The sequence below is a fragment of the Xanthomonas sp. NCPPB 3959 genome, from assembly GCF_056675575.1.
Map to the genome: position 1 here is coordinate 1 of NZ_JBWWVR010000026.1, position 14,945 is coordinate 14,945.

19 protein-coding genes are annotated in these 14,945 nt (G+C 55.1%); all 19 read left to right on the plus strand.

The features are described from left to right. Nucleotides 1–460 (plus strand): Rap1a/Tai family immunity protein (locus AC1KVG_RS20585; protein WP_481095641.1); only part of this gene is annotated, 460 nt, incomplete at its 5' end. Between the two features lie 799 nt (nucleotides 461–1,259). Beyond that, a complete protein-coding gene (locus tag AC1KVG_RS20590; protein ID WP_481095642.1) occupies nucleotides 1,260–1,613 on the plus strand; it encodes a hypothetical protein in 354 nt (117 codons plus the stop codon). 420 nt (nucleotides 1,614–2,033) lie between these two features. Further along, on the plus strand, nucleotides 2,034–2,492 hold the full coding sequence (locus tag AC1KVG_RS20595; protein ID WP_146098511.1) for a DUF2846 domain-containing protein: 459 nt from the start codon (nucleotides 2,034–2,036) through the stop codon (nucleotides 2,490–2,492). A gap of 88 nt (nucleotides 2,493–2,580) precedes the next feature. After that, nucleotides 2,581–2,964, plus strand: a complete 384-nt coding sequence (locus tag AC1KVG_RS20600) for a hypothetical protein (RefSeq protein ID WP_481095643.1) — start codon at nucleotides 2,581–2,583, stop codon at nucleotides 2,962–2,964. 72 nt (nucleotides 2,965–3,036) lie between these two features. Then, complete coding sequence (locus AC1KVG_RS20605; protein ID WP_481095644.1) at nucleotides 3,037–3,438, plus strand: hypothetical protein; 402 nt, start codon at nucleotides 3,037–3,039, stop codon at nucleotides 3,436–3,438. 57 nt (nucleotides 3,439–3,495) lie between these two features. Further along, complete coding sequence (locus tag AC1KVG_RS20610) at nucleotides 3,496–3,960, plus strand: hypothetical protein (protein WP_481095645.1); 465 nt, start codon at nucleotides 3,496–3,498, stop codon at nucleotides 3,958–3,960. 58 nt (nucleotides 3,961–4,018) lie between these two features. Continuing rightward, nucleotides 4,019–4,387 carry a hypothetical protein gene (locus AC1KVG_RS20615; protein WP_481095646.1) on the plus strand — a complete coding sequence of 123 codons (369 nt, stop codon included), beginning with the start codon at nucleotides 4,019–4,021 and terminating at the stop codon, nucleotides 4,385–4,387. A gap of 74 nt (nucleotides 4,388–4,461) precedes the next feature. Then, nucleotides 4,462–4,818: a DUF7668 domain-containing protein gene (locus tag AC1KVG_RS20620; RefSeq protein ID WP_481095647.1), complete on the plus strand. Its 357-nt coding sequence runs from the start codon at nucleotides 4,462–4,464 to the stop codon at nucleotides 4,816–4,818. 866 nt (nucleotides 4,819–5,684) lie between these two features. Then, a complete protein-coding gene (locus AC1KVG_RS20625) occupies nucleotides 5,685–6,572 on the plus strand; it encodes a hypothetical protein (protein ID WP_481095648.1) in 888 nt (295 codons plus the stop codon). Nucleotides 6,573–6,704: 132 nt separating this feature from the next. Continuing rightward, nucleotides 6,705–6,884, plus strand: coding sequence for a hypothetical protein (locus AC1KVG_RS20630; RefSeq protein WP_116891340.1), 180 nt, complete (start codon nucleotides 6,705–6,707; stop codon nucleotides 6,882–6,884). Nucleotides 6,885–6,985: 101 nt separating this feature from the next. Continuing rightward, a complete protein-coding gene (locus AC1KVG_RS20635) occupies nucleotides 6,986–7,369 on the plus strand; it encodes a hypothetical protein (protein WP_481095649.1) in 384 nt (127 codons plus the stop codon). Further along, a complete protein-coding gene (locus tag AC1KVG_RS20640) occupies nucleotides 7,366–7,671 on the plus strand; it encodes a 4-fold beta flower protein (protein WP_481095650.1) in 306 nt (101 codons plus the stop codon). The genes AC1KVG_RS20635 and AC1KVG_RS20640 overlap by 4 nt, the downstream gene beginning before the upstream one ends. A gap of 488 nt (nucleotides 7,672–8,159) precedes the next feature. Then, the gene (locus AC1KVG_RS20645) at nucleotides 8,160–8,681 is read left to right on the plus strand and encodes a GIY-YIG nuclease family protein (RefSeq protein WP_481095651.1); all 522 of its coding nucleotides are present in this window, start codon (nucleotides 8,160–8,162) and stop codon (nucleotides 8,679–8,681) included. A gap of 874 nt (nucleotides 8,682–9,555) precedes the next feature. Continuing rightward, a complete protein-coding gene (locus AC1KVG_RS20650; protein WP_481095652.1) occupies nucleotides 9,556–9,999 on the plus strand; it encodes a hypothetical protein in 444 nt (147 codons plus the stop codon). 383 nt (nucleotides 10,000–10,382) lie between these two features. Continuing rightward, nucleotides 10,383–11,069 carry an AbiV family abortive infection protein gene (locus AC1KVG_RS20655; RefSeq protein WP_481095653.1) on the plus strand — a complete coding sequence of 229 codons (687 nt, stop codon included), beginning with the start codon at nucleotides 10,383–10,385 and terminating at the stop codon, nucleotides 11,067–11,069. A gap of 97 nt (nucleotides 11,070–11,166) precedes the next feature. Continuing rightward, nucleotides 11,167–11,535 (plus strand): Imm50 family immunity protein, encoded by a 369-nt coding sequence (locus tag AC1KVG_RS20660; RefSeq protein WP_481095654.1) that lies wholly within the window; start codon nucleotides 11,167–11,169, stop codon nucleotides 11,533–11,535. A 29-nt stretch (nucleotides 11,536–11,564) separates the two neighbouring features. Beyond that, nucleotides 11,565–12,017, plus strand: a complete 453-nt coding sequence (locus AC1KVG_RS20665) for a hypothetical protein (protein ID WP_481095655.1) — start codon at nucleotides 11,565–11,567, stop codon at nucleotides 12,015–12,017. Nucleotides 12,018–12,074: 57 nt separating this feature from the next. Next, the gene (locus AC1KVG_RS20670) at nucleotides 12,075–12,464 is read left to right on the plus strand and encodes a hypothetical protein (RefSeq protein WP_481095656.1); all 390 of its coding nucleotides are present in this window, start codon (nucleotides 12,075–12,077) and stop codon (nucleotides 12,462–12,464) included. 664 nt (nucleotides 12,465–13,128) lie between these two features. Next, nucleotides 13,129–13,371: a hypothetical protein gene (locus tag AC1KVG_RS20675; protein WP_481095657.1), complete on the plus strand. Its 243-nt coding sequence runs from the start codon at nucleotides 13,129–13,131 to the stop codon at nucleotides 13,369–13,371. The last annotated feature ends 1,574 nt before the right edge of the window (nucleotides 13,372–14,945 follow it).

Consider the following 14,945-nt stretch of genomic DNA (forward strand, 5'->3'; position numbering starts at 1 on the left):
CGCCCAAGATCAACTGTCAAGGCTCTCAGACATGAAGCTCCTCACAGGTCTACTCGCAGCAACTTTTGTTTGCTCTGTCCCGGGCAACGCATGGGCTTCTACCCCGCAAGGCTTTTCAGCACGAGACCTCTACGACGCCTGTAAACACACCGTTGAAAAGCTAGAGGAAGGCCCACAACCTGTGGGCGAGCCAAAGAAGGTTCAGAGCTGCTTCTTCTATGTCATGGGCGCTGCTGACATGGCCGCGAGCATGTCGCCCTCGTCCATTTACGGCGGACAAATCTGCGTTCCCAAGAATTACGCATTCCAGGATGTTGCGCGCAAAATTATCGCACTTGGGGTAGAGCATCCGACACTGTTCGATCGTGAAGCACCGGCAGGGTTGTTGGCGTACTACGCAGTAAAAGAAACATACGGCTCTTCCCAGGCCTGCCCTAACACTGACGCCAAAAGCGAGTAGCCGTGGCGCGTTACATTGGGCGCTAACAATTCATTCAAGCCGAACACGCCTCGCGTGTCGGCTTAATTCAAGCGTTAGGCAGTGGTGGAGCAATGCGTTGGTGGTTGCCGCTTCGGTGAGTTAGCAGGCCATGCATGCGGTTGGCTCCGGACAGCAGTTATCACAGTTGCTTGTTGCGGTAAGTTTGGTACTTGGCCTTGGCATGTCGTTCCCGCGCTGGGCTCGTTGCAGTTGGCTTCGGTGGCATCACGCGCCGCTGCATCGCTGGGCAAGCTCCATCCCACAAGTTGTGGCAAACTCGGTCCAGGCGGCAGTGCTGGGGAGCACGGTTGAGGTCTCAACCGTTTCGACCACTCACTGCCTAACAACTCATTCAAGCGTTAGGGCGCGGCATGAGACATCGATTAGGTTTGATAGTTTTTCTTTCGTTATTTTGCATCGGCTGTGCTAGCACATCGAGTGACGGAGACACCTACTCAGGATAGTACTTCTACAACTTTGAGTTTGCCTACCTGACACCTGCTGGCAAGAGCGAGCAATGGTGTATCAACGGGGACATGTCCAGGGCTGAGCTGCCGGAGCGCTGGGGCACCTCACATATCATTGTGCAGGGCACGCTCGGGCCCGAGGGCAACTACGGCAATCTAGGCGTATGCAAGCGTGTCCTCACGGTCACCAAACTGGTCAAGGTAAGCAACATGCGGGGACGTCAGTGAGGCAGCGCCCTAACAATTCATTCAAGCCGAATCCGCTTCGCGGGTCGGCTTAATTCAGGCGTTAGGGCGCTCTGGTAAGTTCGATGCAGCCGAATCCAACTGAAAACGAGCCCGGCATCGCACTAGGCGTGTCGCTTATCGCCATTCTGGGCGTCCTCCTTGTCAGCACTTTGCTCGCCGGATTCAAGCCAGGCCCAATGCGCACGGGCCCTAGCACCGTACTGTTGGGACTCTACCTGATGGCGTGGGGCGCCATGTTTCTCGCCAGCTACTTCTACAGCCACAAGACATTCTTCTTACGCGCAATTATCTGGGTCTGCGAACATTGGTCCAGCCCGAAAGGGCGTGTCATGGCTTTTTTCTATGCGGCACTAGCGCTGGGGCTCGGCGGCGTGGCCACATTGTCGGGTCTCGGGCTCATCAATGTCGCGCCCTAACAATTCGTCCAAGCCGACGCCGCTTCGCGGCGCGGCTTAACTCAGGTGTTCGGCAGTGGCGGAGCAAATGCGTTGGTGGTTGCCGCTTCGGTGAATTCGCAGGCGTGCATGCGGTTGGCTCCGGACAGCAGTCATCACCGTTGCTGGTTGCGGTAAGTTTGGTGCTTCGCCTTGGCACGTCGTTCCCGCGCTGCGCTCGTCGCACTTGGCTTCGGTGGCATCACGCGCCGCGGCGTCGCTAGGCAAGCTCCATCCCACAAGCTGTGGCACACTCTGCCCAGGCGGCAGTGCTGGGGAGCATGGTTGCACCACCCAACCTTCGCGGCCACTCACTGCCTAACAACTCATTCAAGCCGAAGTTGCTTCGCAACTCGGCTTAATTCAGGCGTTAGGCCTCGTCAAGCCTCAGGGGGAACTCTGATGAAGATCCAACATGCTGTAGCAGCTGGGCTAGTCGTCACCACCATGTCCGGATGCGCGACGGTGACATACGGAGACAAGAGCGCCGAAGCTACGTTGCGCGAACTGCAGCCTGTTCCCGGGAGAGTTAGCCTGTACGTATGTCGAGAGAAAGCCGCGTTTGTCGGAGCAGGCAACCGCACAACTGCAATCGTTGACAATAAGCCGATCGGAACCTTGAAGCCAAACAACTTCGCCCATGTCGTTGTAGAACCTGGCCCTCATAGCGTCTACATCGAGCACAACCCTGGCGGGAAAAGTGGCGTGCTAAATCTGGACACCCGCGCCGATGAAGTCCCAATCATCTGGGTAGGAATGACGGGCCACGGCTGGGGCGTACTCACCGTGGATCAGTTCAAGAGCAGGAGCGAAGCGGAGTCTTGTGTCAGGCAAGCCCAGTACGCCATTCCAACAGAGTAGCCTTGCCGTGATGCCTAACAATTCATTCAAGCCGACACAGCGGTGCGGCGCGGCTTAATTCTGGCGTTAGGCCGTACAGGGGACTCTGTTGCAATCTCTCAAATTCTTCGCATTATCGTGTTTGGCGGTGGTCGTGTTTGATGCGGTCGCATCTCTCGCGTCTCTGGTGCTTGGCTTTCCTTACACTTACGCAGCCTTCGGATCCGCTATTCTCTACATCGCATTTGCATTCTTCGCTGCTCGTAAGTTTGGGTTCTGGGCTGCAGTTTTGCTCGGTTTAGCTATGGGCATCACTGATGCAACGCTTGGCTGGGCCGTCTCTTGGGCCATTGGTCCAGGCCGCCTTGCCGCAGGCACTCTTACCCTGTCGGTTTGGCTCTACACTGCGACGTTCGTCGTAGTCTTGGGCGCAATTTACGGGCTCATTGGCGGTGGCATTGGTGCGCTCACGGGGCGGCGGCGTGTGGCCTAACAATTCATTCAAGCCGAACCGGCTTCGCGGGCCGGCTTAATTCAGGCGTTAGGGGCTAAAAGGATTGCAGCCATGCATCAGGAAGCTGAAAGGACCATCAATCACGGCCTCAGCCTTGGTGCGAGACTGCTCCTTGGCGTCTTTGCCATGCTGTTTTGCGCCGTCATGGTCGTTGTTGCGCCGCCTACCGACAAGGCGATTTATTTCTACTTGTTTGCCGCTTTTTGCTTGCTACTCGCCCTTGCCTGCTTTACTCAAGGCCGAGTCAGGCAATTCATTGGCAGCCTCATTGGCTGCACCATCTTCGGTCTTGGCATCTGGTACCTTGTGGTCGAGCTTTCTAGCGCCCCAACTTGGCTTGGTGCGCGCAGTCAGCCATCAGTTCTAAACGCTTGCTTGTATCTCTTGTTTATCGGTGTTCCAGGTGCGGCATACGCTTATCGGGCACGCTTTGGCATGCGGCGTAAGTCCTAACCACTCATCCACGCGGACGGCTCCGCCGCCGCTTAATTCCAGCGTTAGACAGGACTGATGCAATCACACACTCTCGAACTATTTGCTGACTACTTCCAGTTCTATCTACAGGACGAGGGAGCGAGCGGCGACCTGTCGGATGCGTGGAGTCCAATAGCCACTCAACGCATGTTCGCTGTCTCACTGGGCGTGGTCGGAATCGGCACTGCGCGCAACATGTGCGTACCAGTTACGCTTGAGTTCCTAGATTCAGCTCCGTCTGCTGACTTCATGGAATTCGATCATGTTGTAGAGGGCTCACTCGCGATCACAAAAGGCCCGCTCGTTGTGGCTGGCTGCACGGACTACTTGCCTGACGCGGCACGCTTCGACGTGGCGCCTGGCGAGTACAGAGTCCGTCTCTCTTCTTCCGGCCTTTGCTCGCTGTCGGAGGACGGGCTTGATGGCCAAGATCACTACCGCCTACAGCTGTGGCAAGCTTCGCACACTGAACCGACCGTTCTTAAGCAGCGTGCGGTCTAACAATTTATTCAAGCCGAAGCCGCTTTGTGGCTCGGCTTAACTCAGGCGTTAAGCCACAATGGCGACAGCAACGCAAACTGCAGCAGAGATCCAACAGCTCGTTTGGTTGTTCCTGCCGCGTTGCAATGACCGCGAGACCTTATTGGCCCTCGATACGATGGCTGCAGAGCCAAACCAGTGGTCTGAGGGGCACAAGTTGTTTCAGAGGATTCGTTCCAAGACTTTGGCCGCAGAGCGAGCCGGTGACCGCCTGAGCAATACCCAGTACTGCTTTGAGGAGGTCTGTGCCAAGACCCTCTACAACCTCAGCGGGTTCCCTACGCCCTTTGACAAGGATTCTCCGGAGCGAATTCGTCCCAATGCATTAGCATTGGCCAAGGCCTTTGGCATTCCCGATGCTGATTCTTTGGTCGGGCTTGGCACTTAAAGAGCATTCAAGCCACCCCCCCTTCACGGGTCGACTTAATCAGGCGTTAGGCGCCGCACCTCAGTGATTGCAGCATGAGCGACGAAAGCGAACAACGACCAATCCCAAATCATTGGCGGCAGACATTTCGGGAAGTCGTGGCTGCCTTTACGACTGCCGACCATCGTCTGGAAGGAATTCCAGGAGTCGAGCCAGTCTCAACTGAGACGGCCACTCGGATTCAACGCTACATCCGCAGCTATGGCGCCACATTGACAACCCTGCCGGACGAGACTTGGGAGTCTTCTGTTTGCATATGGACCGGTAGCCACTGGGACACGCTTATTGACCTGTGGACCCAAGGAGAGGGTCGGAGCGATCTAGTGCTCCATGCCCACGTAACCGACGCTCCTGTCTTCTCGGTTAGAGTTCATCTGGTCTATGTGCCCTAATCGGTCGGCACCTAACAATTCATTCAAGCCGAGGCCGCTTCGCGGCTCGGCTTAACTCAGGTGCTAGGCAGTGGTGGAGCAAACGCGTTGTTGGCTCCTGCTTCGGTTCGCTGACTGGCATGCATGCGGCCGGCTCCGGGCGGCAGTCATCACCGTTGTGGGCTGCGGCGTTCGGGGCTTCGTGCCCGCACGTTGTTACTGCGCCGCGCTCATTGCATTTGGCTTCGGTGGCATCGCTCGCCGCTGCATCCGCGGGCAAGCTCCATCCCGCAAGCTGTGGCACACTCTGCCCAGGCGGCAGTGCTGGGGAGCATGGTTGCACCATCCAACCTTTGCGGCCACTCACTGCCTAACAACTCATTCAAGCCGAAGTTGCTTCGCAACTCGGCTTAATTCAAGCGTTAGGTCTCATGACAGAATCCCAAACTTTGTCCTTCTCCAACTGGCTACAGCAAGCCGTACCATCCAGCACTCCCGATGGAGTCGTGGCTTACAACTTCAACTTGGCGGAATGCGGCGACTGGATCGTAGAGTTGATTGGAGCTGGCACTTACGACCAAGATGATCCTGAGTGGGCTTGTCCACCTGAGTTATGGTCGTCTCAACCACTCGAGTTCGTACTCGCACGCTCTGTCGCGGGCACCGAGTGGGAACAAGCACTGGCGTACGTGACTAAAGAGGTCAGATCTTTTATTGAGAACTCATCTACCTCACAGGCAAGCGTACTTCGCATCGCTACCGCGGTATGTGTCGGCTTTGTCGACGGTGACTTGGTCGAGGTTTGGCCCGCAAATGAGGCCTAACAATTCATTCAAGCCGACGCCGCTTAGCGACGCGGCTTAATTCAGATGTTAGGACTGACAGACATGTTCACGAGTTTCGACTTCTCTGCTCTTAGCGATCCCGACTTCAAGGAGGACTCCGTAAGAGAGGAACTTCTGGTGCCACTGATCAAGGCGTTGGGATACGCACCTATCGGAGATTCAAAGGTCGTCCGCAGCAAAGCGCTCGTGCACCCTTACGTTTCGATTGGCTCGCAGCCGCGGAAGATATCCATCATTCCGGACTACGTGTTCATGTCTAGGGGCAAGCCCTTATGGATTCTAGACGCGAAGGCGCCGACGGAGGATGTCGTAAAAAGCTCGCATGTCGAACAGGCGTACAGCTACGCAATCCATCCAGAAATTCGTGCAGAGCTGTATGCGCTCTGCAATGGGCACGAATTCGTCCTTTACGAAATTAGAAAATTCGATCCGATTTTGCGATTCCGACTTTCTGAAATTGACTCATATTGGAATAAGCTTTACCGCATGCTAAATAGCTTCGCGCAAGGTAACCCGGCGCTAGTCGAATACGCTCCTGACTTCGGCATCTATCTGCGCCGAATTGGAGCGGATAGTGAAACCCGCTTTATCGCACCTTTCTGCAAGAGTTGCTTCATCATGCGGGTTGAAGATGATAAGTACACAACCAATACCACAGTCCCTGGCGATGTAGAAATGGTGATGTCGCTTGACTTTAATGGAGCTCAGCTAGACAAACTTCTTTCCTTTCATTCAGAGGAGTTGGCCTCGTTCACGCGATACGCGCTAACGCGTCAGCCTTATCATGTGTCGCTAGATCCATCGAAAGCTGAGTTCGATTTCGGCGTTATTGCTCTCCCTGCAAAAGATGTCGAGCACAACACCGAGGAGTCATATATTCCATTTGTGGTCACTGACTTCACCGCACCCATGCAATTCGACGGGGAGTAATCGCGGTCAGTCCTAACTATTCGTTCAAGCCGACCTCGATTCGCGGCGTCGACAAATTCTCGCAGGATTGTGACTGTGCTGCCGCCGCAAACCGTGGCGGCTTAACTCAGGTGTTAAGCAGAAGGATCAAAAATGATCGAGTCATACAGAATCGAAAGCGAGTCCGAGGCAGACGCATATCTGAGCGACCTCTTGGCGAAAGAGGAGTATCGCTCCATGCTTGAAGTGGAACATCGCGCTAACCAATTCATCCCAGACGATGAGCTTCGTGCTTACTTCATAAATAAAGCAAGAGAGATCCTCGTGGCCTAGGCCTAACAACTCATTCAAGCAGAAGTTTCTTCGCAACTCGGCTTAATTCAAGCGTTAGGCCGCTCCAGCCGCTCGCCACCAATCAGTAAAGAGCCTCACTCATGTTCGACTCAACGGAATCAAAAAGCAAGAACTCGATTCTTGGCTTGTCCACTGACGAGTTGGCCGGATTGACTGCCGATGAACTAAACAACAATCCCGTAGCAATAAAGATGCTCCTTCACTATTACCGCCAGCTAGTAGATGAAAACGGTGCACTTAAGAACACCAACAACACTCTTGAAACCTACGTGGCTGCTTACACTCGCCAAAAAGCAGATGCAGTAACGTCCGCAGTTCTTTTAGCCACGAGCAATATCAGCATTGGTTTTGGCGTAAACCTGCTCACCAGCAATACCACTTGGCCCGGAATTGCATCGCTTATTGTAGGTGTCGCGCTCACTGCGGCAGGCCTCTACTTTGCCCTGCGCCGCCAGCCGTCATGAAGGCTCGATATCTTTTTAATACTCGCGGCAAATACGTGGCGTTTGTTGCAAACGGCCACTTATTTGACACTCATTGCAGATGGATTGGTGTTATACGCCCTGGTAACGAGATCTACTCAAAAGATGGTCGGCACATCGGCTTCATCCTTGACGACGATCGCGTCGTCAGAAATACAATATCGCATCCAAAACTTCCGATAATCCCCCCCACCCCGCCCATTCCGCCCATGCCCCCAATTCCACCAATCCCACGCCTCCCTAAATTGCCGCTCCCGCCTCCCTACAAAGATTTATATGAGTAACCAAGAGCAGCGGCCTAACAATTCATTCAAGCCGAAGTCGCTTCGCGGCTCGGCCTAATTCAGGCGTTAGGCGCCACAACAAACATGGCCGATCTTTGGGGTTCAATCGCAGAAAGTGAGTGGCACAACACGCCCTGTGTTGTCGGCCGTCCGGCTACGGAGGCCGACGTCGCTGCTGGCTCCGCAGTCTTCTACGTACAGGGTGATTCCGCCGCCGCCCCAATGGCCCTGCCTTGCTGTGCAATCCAGTCACTTGAGGATGGCTCCGAGCAACCTGTGGTCATTGTCCAAGCAGAGCTTGCGCCTCACGGCACCATCTTGGGAGTGCGACCGCTGTCCGGCGGCAACGGCATTTGCATGGCCACGGAGGTCAGGTTGCTTCCTGCCGGGTTTGTGCCGTAGGTTGGCGCCTAACAATTCATTCAAGCCGAACCCGCTTCGCGGGTTGGCTTAATTCAGGCGTTAGCGCTTATATCAGGGAGGCTCAGATGCTCATCAAGAACTACAGCTCGTACTGGTCAGAGAAGGACGTTTTCTGGGGAGCCGGCAGCAATGCCGGAACTCTGCTCGGAGTTCCGGCGAAAAACTTGACAGCGAATGAGATTAATTTTCGGGAGCAGTCAGGCGTCTACGTCCTGTACGCCGATTACCAGATGGTCTACGTTGGACAAGCTGGTGCGGGAAACCAAAAGCTTTTCGCTCGTTTGAAGCAGCACACTCGTGACTCACTTGCGGGTCGATGGAATCAATTTTCTTGGTTCGGAATTCGAAAGGTGAAGGCCAACGGCGATCTTGCTGCCGAAGCCGATGGCGCGCATTCCACTCTGCCGCAGGTCTTAAATCACATCGAGGCAATTCTTATCCACGCGGCGGAGCCCAAACAGAACCGCCAAGGTGGCCGCTTCGGCAAGAGCGTGGTGCAGTATCTGCAGCGGAGAGACGAAAATCTGGGCCCCACTGGCGACGAAATGGTTCGCGCGCTTTGGCTCGAGCAGCAAAGAGCGCGCTAACAATTCACTCAAGCCGAACCCGCTTCGCGGCTCGGCTTAATTCAGGCGTTAGGGCTCATGTCAGAGGCTGTCGTAATCCAAATCACAGCAGACCGAGACAGCGTTTGCGCTGGAGATGACTGTGACTCACACCGAGCAACGTTTTCCATTGCGGCATCCTCCAATATCCTAGAGGTGCTAGCCGCTGCTTGGCACGCTTGCCCGCTGGCAGACATTTCTGAAGGGCAAGCTACATGGCTAATTGATGTTGCTGGCTCTGAAAGCCCCATTGGCGTTATGGCCCAACAGTGGCATCAGCCCAGGCTTTTGATTCATCCTGAGACAAGCGCGGCCGATCTGTTCAAGGGCAAGGAGCCATCTTTGTATTTCCGCTATTGTTGCCAGAGCAATCCAGACGCAGTGCTTGAGGCTATCCAGGCTAAGGCACCACTACCGGCGCGATACTCGTGATGAGTCCTAACAATTCATTCAAGCCGACGCCGCTTCGCGGCGCGGCTTAACTCAGGCGTTAGATGGTAATGGCACCACGCCCCTACACTACCTCCCAAGGCATTCTCGTTGCAGCAGTATCTGTCGCTGGGACGCTTGCTGCGTTGTTCCTAGTGCTGCGTGTTGGCTTCAGCTGGCCCCTCTTCCTGGTAAGCATCCTCGCTGGCTTGGCTAGCGTGTATGGTCTCTATCAGACTTGGAGAGCAGCATTTACTTATCGCGTAGCCTTGCGCTTCGTCGCCAACTTGTCGCTTTTCACTGCGTTGCTCTCGGTCCTTTGGGCGGTGAGATCATGAAGCTGCCATCTAACCATTCATTCAAGCCGAAGCCGCTTCGCAACTCGGCTTAATTCAAGCGTTAGCGCCCACAGCGAGATCCCCGAGACGTGCAAAGCGAACGACCCGCCGGCGTACCTGCCGGGACCATCCAGATCGACCCTGAGCGGGGCTTCGGTCCTCATCTTTCGGATGCATTTCTCGACCTGTATGGCGAGGACTCGGTCTTTGTAACTGCTGCCGTAGATCTGCTCACCTGGCAATTCGTCGCCGTACTTATCAAGGCTGAGAAGCTCGCGGCGGACTTTGTGGCAGTGCACTACGGCCCCCCAGATATGCGGAATGCCTTGGACGCCTTTCTCAAGGTCCTTTCTGGTCGTGGTTTAGAAAAGCCTCATACTTTGCTCATGCGGTCGGCTACAGGGCATGAGCAGCCGCAGGCGTTTCAGGCCGCTGCCGTCGCCCTGCTGGGATACGCTGTGGTGACGCGCTGGCTGCAGCTGCTGGAGCAACAGGACTATGCTGGCATGACCCTGCTCTTGGCCGTGCAGTAGGTGGGCGCTAACAATTCATTCAAGCCGACGCCGCTTCGCGACGCGGCTTAATTCAGGCGTTAGGCCGTGGTGGAGCAAATGCGTTGGTGGTTGCCGCTTCAGTGGGTTCGCAGGCGTGCATGCGGTTGGCTCCGGACAGCAGTCATCACCGTTGCTGGTTGCGGTAAGTTCGGTGCTTCGCTTTGGCACGTCGTTCCTGCGCTGCGCTCGGTGCAGTTGGCTTCGGTGGCATCACGCGCCGCTGCATCGCTGGGCAAGCTCCATCTGGCAAGCTGTGGCACACTCGGTCAAGGCGGCAGTGCTGGGGAGCATGGTTGCACCATCCAACCTTCGCGGCCACTCACTGCCTAACTACTCATTCAAGCGTTAGACCTCACCATACAATGTCCCAGAAGCTCCAAGCGTATAAGGGAAGATTGAGTCCTTCTCAGTTGGCCGATGGCATGAATGCTGCCGTCGAAAACGCAGCGCGCCTTGCCAATGATGCCGAGCTTCTGGTCAAGAGCGGCAGCTACTCAACCGCTGTCTCTGTTGCGGCACTAGCGATCGAAGAAGCCGGAAAAGTGTCTATTCTTCGGTCGCTCGCGCTTGCGAAAACCGACGACGACGTTCGCAATTGTTGGAGAGACTATCGGTCGCATACCCAAAAAAATGCTGCATGGATCTTGCCTGATCTTGTAGCAAAAGGAGCTCGAAAACTCGAAGAGCTTCGACCGATTTTCGCGGAAGGCTCAGAACATCCTGGCCTTCTGGACAATGTGAAGCAATTGGGCTTCTATACAGACTGCTTGGGCACTGGCCATTGGTCACGTCCTGCGGATGTCATCGATGAAAAGCTCGCCGAGAGCATCCTATTCATCGCAAAACTATTCGCACGTCCAACGGCTCACACGGCTAGAGAGGTCGAGCTGTGGATCGAGCACATGGGTCCGGTCTGGAAGCAAGACATGGCCTGGATGCAGCAGGCCTTGCTCAACTGGCAAGAGGCGATGCACAAAGAAGGCCTTTCTAGTACGCAGGCAACAGCAATGCATAATTTCATCCATGGCACTGTCGGCGCAGAGGTCTAACTATGCGCTCAAGCGGACCTGCGCGGAGTAAGCTGCTCGCTCGATCCATCACCGCGGCCGCGCAGGCCGCTTAGCTTACGCGTTAGGCACCACATCGATGATCCTCCACGCTGACATTGTCGAATCAATCTTTGGCTATTGGCCTGACTTCGCCGATGCAAAGATCGTTGCTGTTACGTATGAGCGACCTGACACGGTTCGCCTGACAGTGGACTACATTGATGCGGGTGCTGGCAAAGCAGCTGTCGTGAGCCTCTGCTTTACAGGCGTCACTGACTTGGAGCTCACAGACCTGCTGTCAGAGAACGTTCTAGACGTTTTGGGCATCTCACATGGCGCACCAATAGTTGTCACTCTTGAGGCATGTCACGGCCTGCAAGGCCGCTTTCACTGCTCAGCGGTCGCGGTGACGGCGGTGGTGCCTAACAATTCATTCAAGCCGAACCCGCTTCGCGGGTCGGCTTAATTCAGGCATTAGGCCGCTCAGGCACATCCATGCAAACGTTCAAGTCTTGGCGCCCGATCGAACACGTCCCTCAGTATCTTTCGGGTGTTTTTATCCTCCAGCACTTCGCCGGCTCCATGACCGTTGTGTGTGATGGAGACTTTGGCAATGGTCAGTTGCTTGTCTTGCGCTTCGAGGGTTTCAAGGCCGTGGCAACGCACGAGGAATTCGACCATCAGTGGCCGGGCGACTCGGGTGTTCCGAAGCTACCAAAGTCACCCGGCGGCAACTGGACGTTCCCTTTCTTGCAAGTCGAGAACTCGGAGTGGGCGGCGGACTCTGTGCAGGCGGTTACCTTCGGACGGACGCCTTGCCACTACTCCATAGTCTCAGGAAGCGACATCGTCGATATCCTTTCTTTGGAACCACCTGACGTGTCCTGGACTTCCGTTGAGTCAGTAGAATTGGTCATGCAGGCCGCAGCCAACCTAGGTGCGGCCTAACAATTCGTCCAAGCCGACGCCGCTTCACGGCGCGGCTTAACTCAGGTGTTAGAGCCCATGAATAACATCGCTCGAATATTTACAGCTATTGCCCTTCTCTTACTTACCTCGCCTGCGTTTGCATCTGACTTCAGAGGATTTGCTTCGCTGTTCATTGCAATCCCCGCCATGATCATTTCCAATGTCATCCTGGGAGCGTGTTTTGCGTTTCGCGCGAGCCGCCACCAGAAAATATTCGCTATATTAATTTTTGCGCCGGTTATTGCCGCCTCAGCGGCATGCCTCGTATTTGATGCGTTGCCCCTAGCATCAGAAATCAAGCCAAAAGATCCAAATGATCATGGCATTTCATTCTTCGTTGGTTATATCATCCTTTTTGCCTTTCTCACCTACCTGCTCAAGCGAATAGTTTCCCGGCCAATTCCAAGCATGCGCAATGGGCTCTAACAATTCATTCAAGCCGACACCGCTTCGCGGCGCGGCTTAATTCAGGCATTAGGCCGCAATGGACAGAATTTTGAGGAAATGCGATGAATGCGAGAGCCAATACGTCGCCACCGCTTCAAACATGTCCTCGCTCTGTCCAGAGTGTGCTCATGTTCTGTATGCCACACCAAAATGCCCACATGAGTTCATTTCAGGACAATTTGTCATCTGCGGCTGGGATGGCTCCAGCTCGCCATACATTCAATCCCTACTGCGGCCACCTCAGTCGTCGGCCTAACAATTCAATCAAGCCGACGTGCCTAAGGCACGCGGCTTATTTCCAGCGTTAGGTGCGCGATGAAAATTTGCTACATACTTAGCCTGCTAGTAGCAACAACAGCGCTCGTCGCCTGCCAAGGCGACCCGAATGCCAGGCCGATCTACGGAGAGACGGGTCTGCCCAAGAATTGTCGTGCAATAGTTCAGACAAACATTGACGCATATCGTGCAAAGCAGTACACCGCAGACGAGGTCATGGATTCTCTTGAGCGCAACTGTGGTGCTAATGGCCATTCTTGGTGACAGTATCGGTCACTACACTGGGTTTTCGCTGCAGCGCGCACCTAACAATTCATTCAAGCCGAACCCGCTTCGCGGGTCGGCTTAATTCAGGCGTTAGGCCGCAATGAAGCTCCTCAGCAAACTGTTCTCTAAAGCAACTGACATGAACCGACAGATGCCTCCCGGTGACTTGATTCGGGAGGCCAAGGCCAATCCAGGCGGCTGGGTCTACGAGATCTCTGGCAAGTACGACCCGAACGGCGAGGTACCGCCGCACGCTAACAAGGGCGCATGGCAAGTCAGTCAAGCCGGTGAAGTCATTCCAGGCAGCTACCAAGCCAACCCAAACTTCCGTGCAGACGACTAAGGTCGTTACACATGATCGAGTTGGGGCTTAACAATTCATTCAAGCCGAGCCTGCTTCGCAGGCTGGCTTAATTCAGGCGTTAGGCAGTGGTGTAGCAAACACGTTCGTGCATCCGGCTTCGGTGCATTGACTGGGATGCATGCGGTCGGCTCCGGGCGGTAGTCATCACCGTTGCGGGGAGGGGGCAAGTTCGGTACTTCGCCCTCGCACATTATTACTACGCTGCGCTCATTGCATTTGGTTTCGGTGGCATCCCGCGCCGCTGCATCGCTGGGGGCAAGCTCCATCCCGCAAGCTGTGGCACACTCGGTCTAGGCGGCAGTGCTGGGGAGCATGGTTGCACCATCCAAACTTTGCGGCCACTCACTGCCTAACAACTCCTTCAAGCCGAAGTTGCTTCGCAACTCGGCTTAATTCAAGCGTTAGGCCGCATGACCAATTGCCCCATATGCTTAGCTCAACTGCAAGAGATTGAGGTCGCCCCGTGCTTCGACTGCGGGCATGTACATCGTGAGCTAGACGAGTGCATTCGCGGAGAGCACGAGTACCACGTCTTTTGAAATTTGGGGCCAAGAGATTGTTCTTTGCGACTTCTGTGATGCAGATTTTGGGTCGTACTTCCCGGACTACTTGGGCTTGCCGGAGGGTCCACTGCCAGATTACCTGCTGCATCTTGTTCGCAAGGTTGAGAGCCCCAGCATCGGACGGGACCTATACTGCGCTAACTGCAATCACCGCCTGGAGTTTCTACTGTTCCGGTCGCGTGCGATGGCGCACAATGCGGCCTAACAGGTCAATCAAGCCGACGTGCCTACGGCACGCGGCTTATTTCTAGCGTTAGGCTCCGGAACAGATACTCATGCACGCTGAACTAGAAGACTGGAACAACGGATGGCATGGGCTGCGGCTTAGCTTGCTACCGCAAGAGATTTCTCGTTTGATTGAGTTGCTCCAAGGCTTACAGCAAGACCCGGAGCAGCACTTCCACATTGCGTCGGACTACTCAGCGGAGTCTGGGCTTGGTGACATCGAGATCTCAACCGCTACAGAGAGCGAGCAGCACAACATGTCGCTCAGCGGGCTCGCACTTGCGCCAGGCACAGATAAGCCGGCATTCGGGGCCTAGCAACTCAATCAAGCCAAACTGGCTTTGCCAGTCGGCTTATCTCGGACGTTAGGCCCCATGATCATTTCCTTTCGAGGTCCAACATTCTTTGCCCCTGAGGATGAGGATCAGTTTTTTGGTTGGCTGTACTCGCTACCCGAATACAAAGACGTTCGCGGCAGGCTCACCACTTTAGATTTGGAGCTCACCTATCCGGTGAGTGCTGGCTCCGTCCGGCAACTGTTGGTCGTCTTTCATCGTTGGTGCATTGACCCGACCCCGTTGCTTCCTCTACGGTCGCCTGAGACGGATAGGTTCGTCCTTTGGGATACTTCCCTGCGACAGGCCTCATCTGGGGCCTAACAATTCATTCAAGCCTAACCCGCTTCGCGGGTCGGCTTAATTCAGGCGTTAGGCGGTGGTGGAGCAGAATCTTTGGTGTGTCCTGCTTTGGTGAGTTCGCAGGCAC

Bases quoted from the DNA above. Each gene is read 5' to 3' on its own strand.
- AC1KVG_RS20655 (WP_481095653.1), top strand. From the start codon at position 10,383: ATGTCCCAGAAGCTCCAAGCGTATAAGGGAAGATTGAGTCCTTCTCAG.
- AC1KVG_RS20675 (WP_481095657.1), top strand. From the start codon at position 13,129: ATGAAGCTCCTCAGCAAACTGTTCTCTAAAGCAACTGACATGAACCGA.
- AC1KVG_RS20615 (WP_481095646.1), top strand. From the start codon at position 4,019: ATGGCGACAGCAACGCAAACTGCAGCAGAGATCCAACAGCTCGTTTGG.
- AC1KVG_RS20635 (WP_481095649.1), top strand. From the start codon at position 6,986: ATGTTCGACTCAACGGAATCAAAAAGCAAGAACTCGATTCTTGGCTTG.
- AC1KVG_RS20625 (WP_481095648.1), top strand. From the start codon at position 5,685: ATGTTCACGAGTTTCGACTTCTCTGCTCTTAGCGATCCCGACTTCAAG.
- AC1KVG_RS20605 (WP_481095644.1), top strand. From the start codon at position 3,037: ATGCATCAGGAAGCTGAAAGGACCATCAATCACGGCCTCAGCCTTGGT.
- AC1KVG_RS20640 (WP_481095650.1), top strand. From the start codon at position 7,366: ATGAAGGCTCGATATCTTTTTAATACTCGCGGCAAATACGTGGCGTTT.
- AC1KVG_RS20660 (WP_481095654.1), top strand. From the start codon at position 11,167: ATGATCCTCCACGCTGACATTGTCGAATCAATCTTTGGCTATTGGCCT.
- AC1KVG_RS20670 (WP_481095656.1), top strand. From the start codon at position 12,075: ATGAATAACATCGCTCGAATATTTACAGCTATTGCCCTTCTCTTACTT.
- AC1KVG_RS20595 (WP_146098511.1), top strand. From the start codon at position 2,034: ATGAAGATCCAACATGCTGTAGCAGCTGGGCTAGTCGTCACCACCATG.
- AC1KVG_RS20630 (WP_116891340.1), top strand. From the start codon at position 6,705: ATGATCGAGTCATACAGAATCGAAAGCGAGTCCGAGGCAGACGCATAT.
- AC1KVG_RS20610 (WP_481095645.1), top strand. From the start codon at position 3,496: ATGCAATCACACACTCTCGAACTATTTGCTGACTACTTCCAGTTCTAT.
- AC1KVG_RS20645 (WP_481095651.1), top strand. From the start codon at position 8,160: ATGCTCATCAAGAACTACAGCTCGTACTGGTCAGAGAAGGACGTTTTC.
- AC1KVG_RS20620 (WP_481095647.1), top strand. From the start codon at position 4,462: ATGAGCGACGAAAGCGAACAACGACCAATCCCAAATCATTGGCGGCAG.
- AC1KVG_RS20590 (WP_481095642.1), top strand. From the start codon at position 1,260: ATGCAGCCGAATCCAACTGAAAACGAGCCCGGCATCGCACTAGGCGTG.
- AC1KVG_RS20665 (WP_481095655.1), top strand. From the start codon at position 11,565: ATGCAAACGTTCAAGTCTTGGCGCCCGATCGAACACGTCCCTCAGTAT.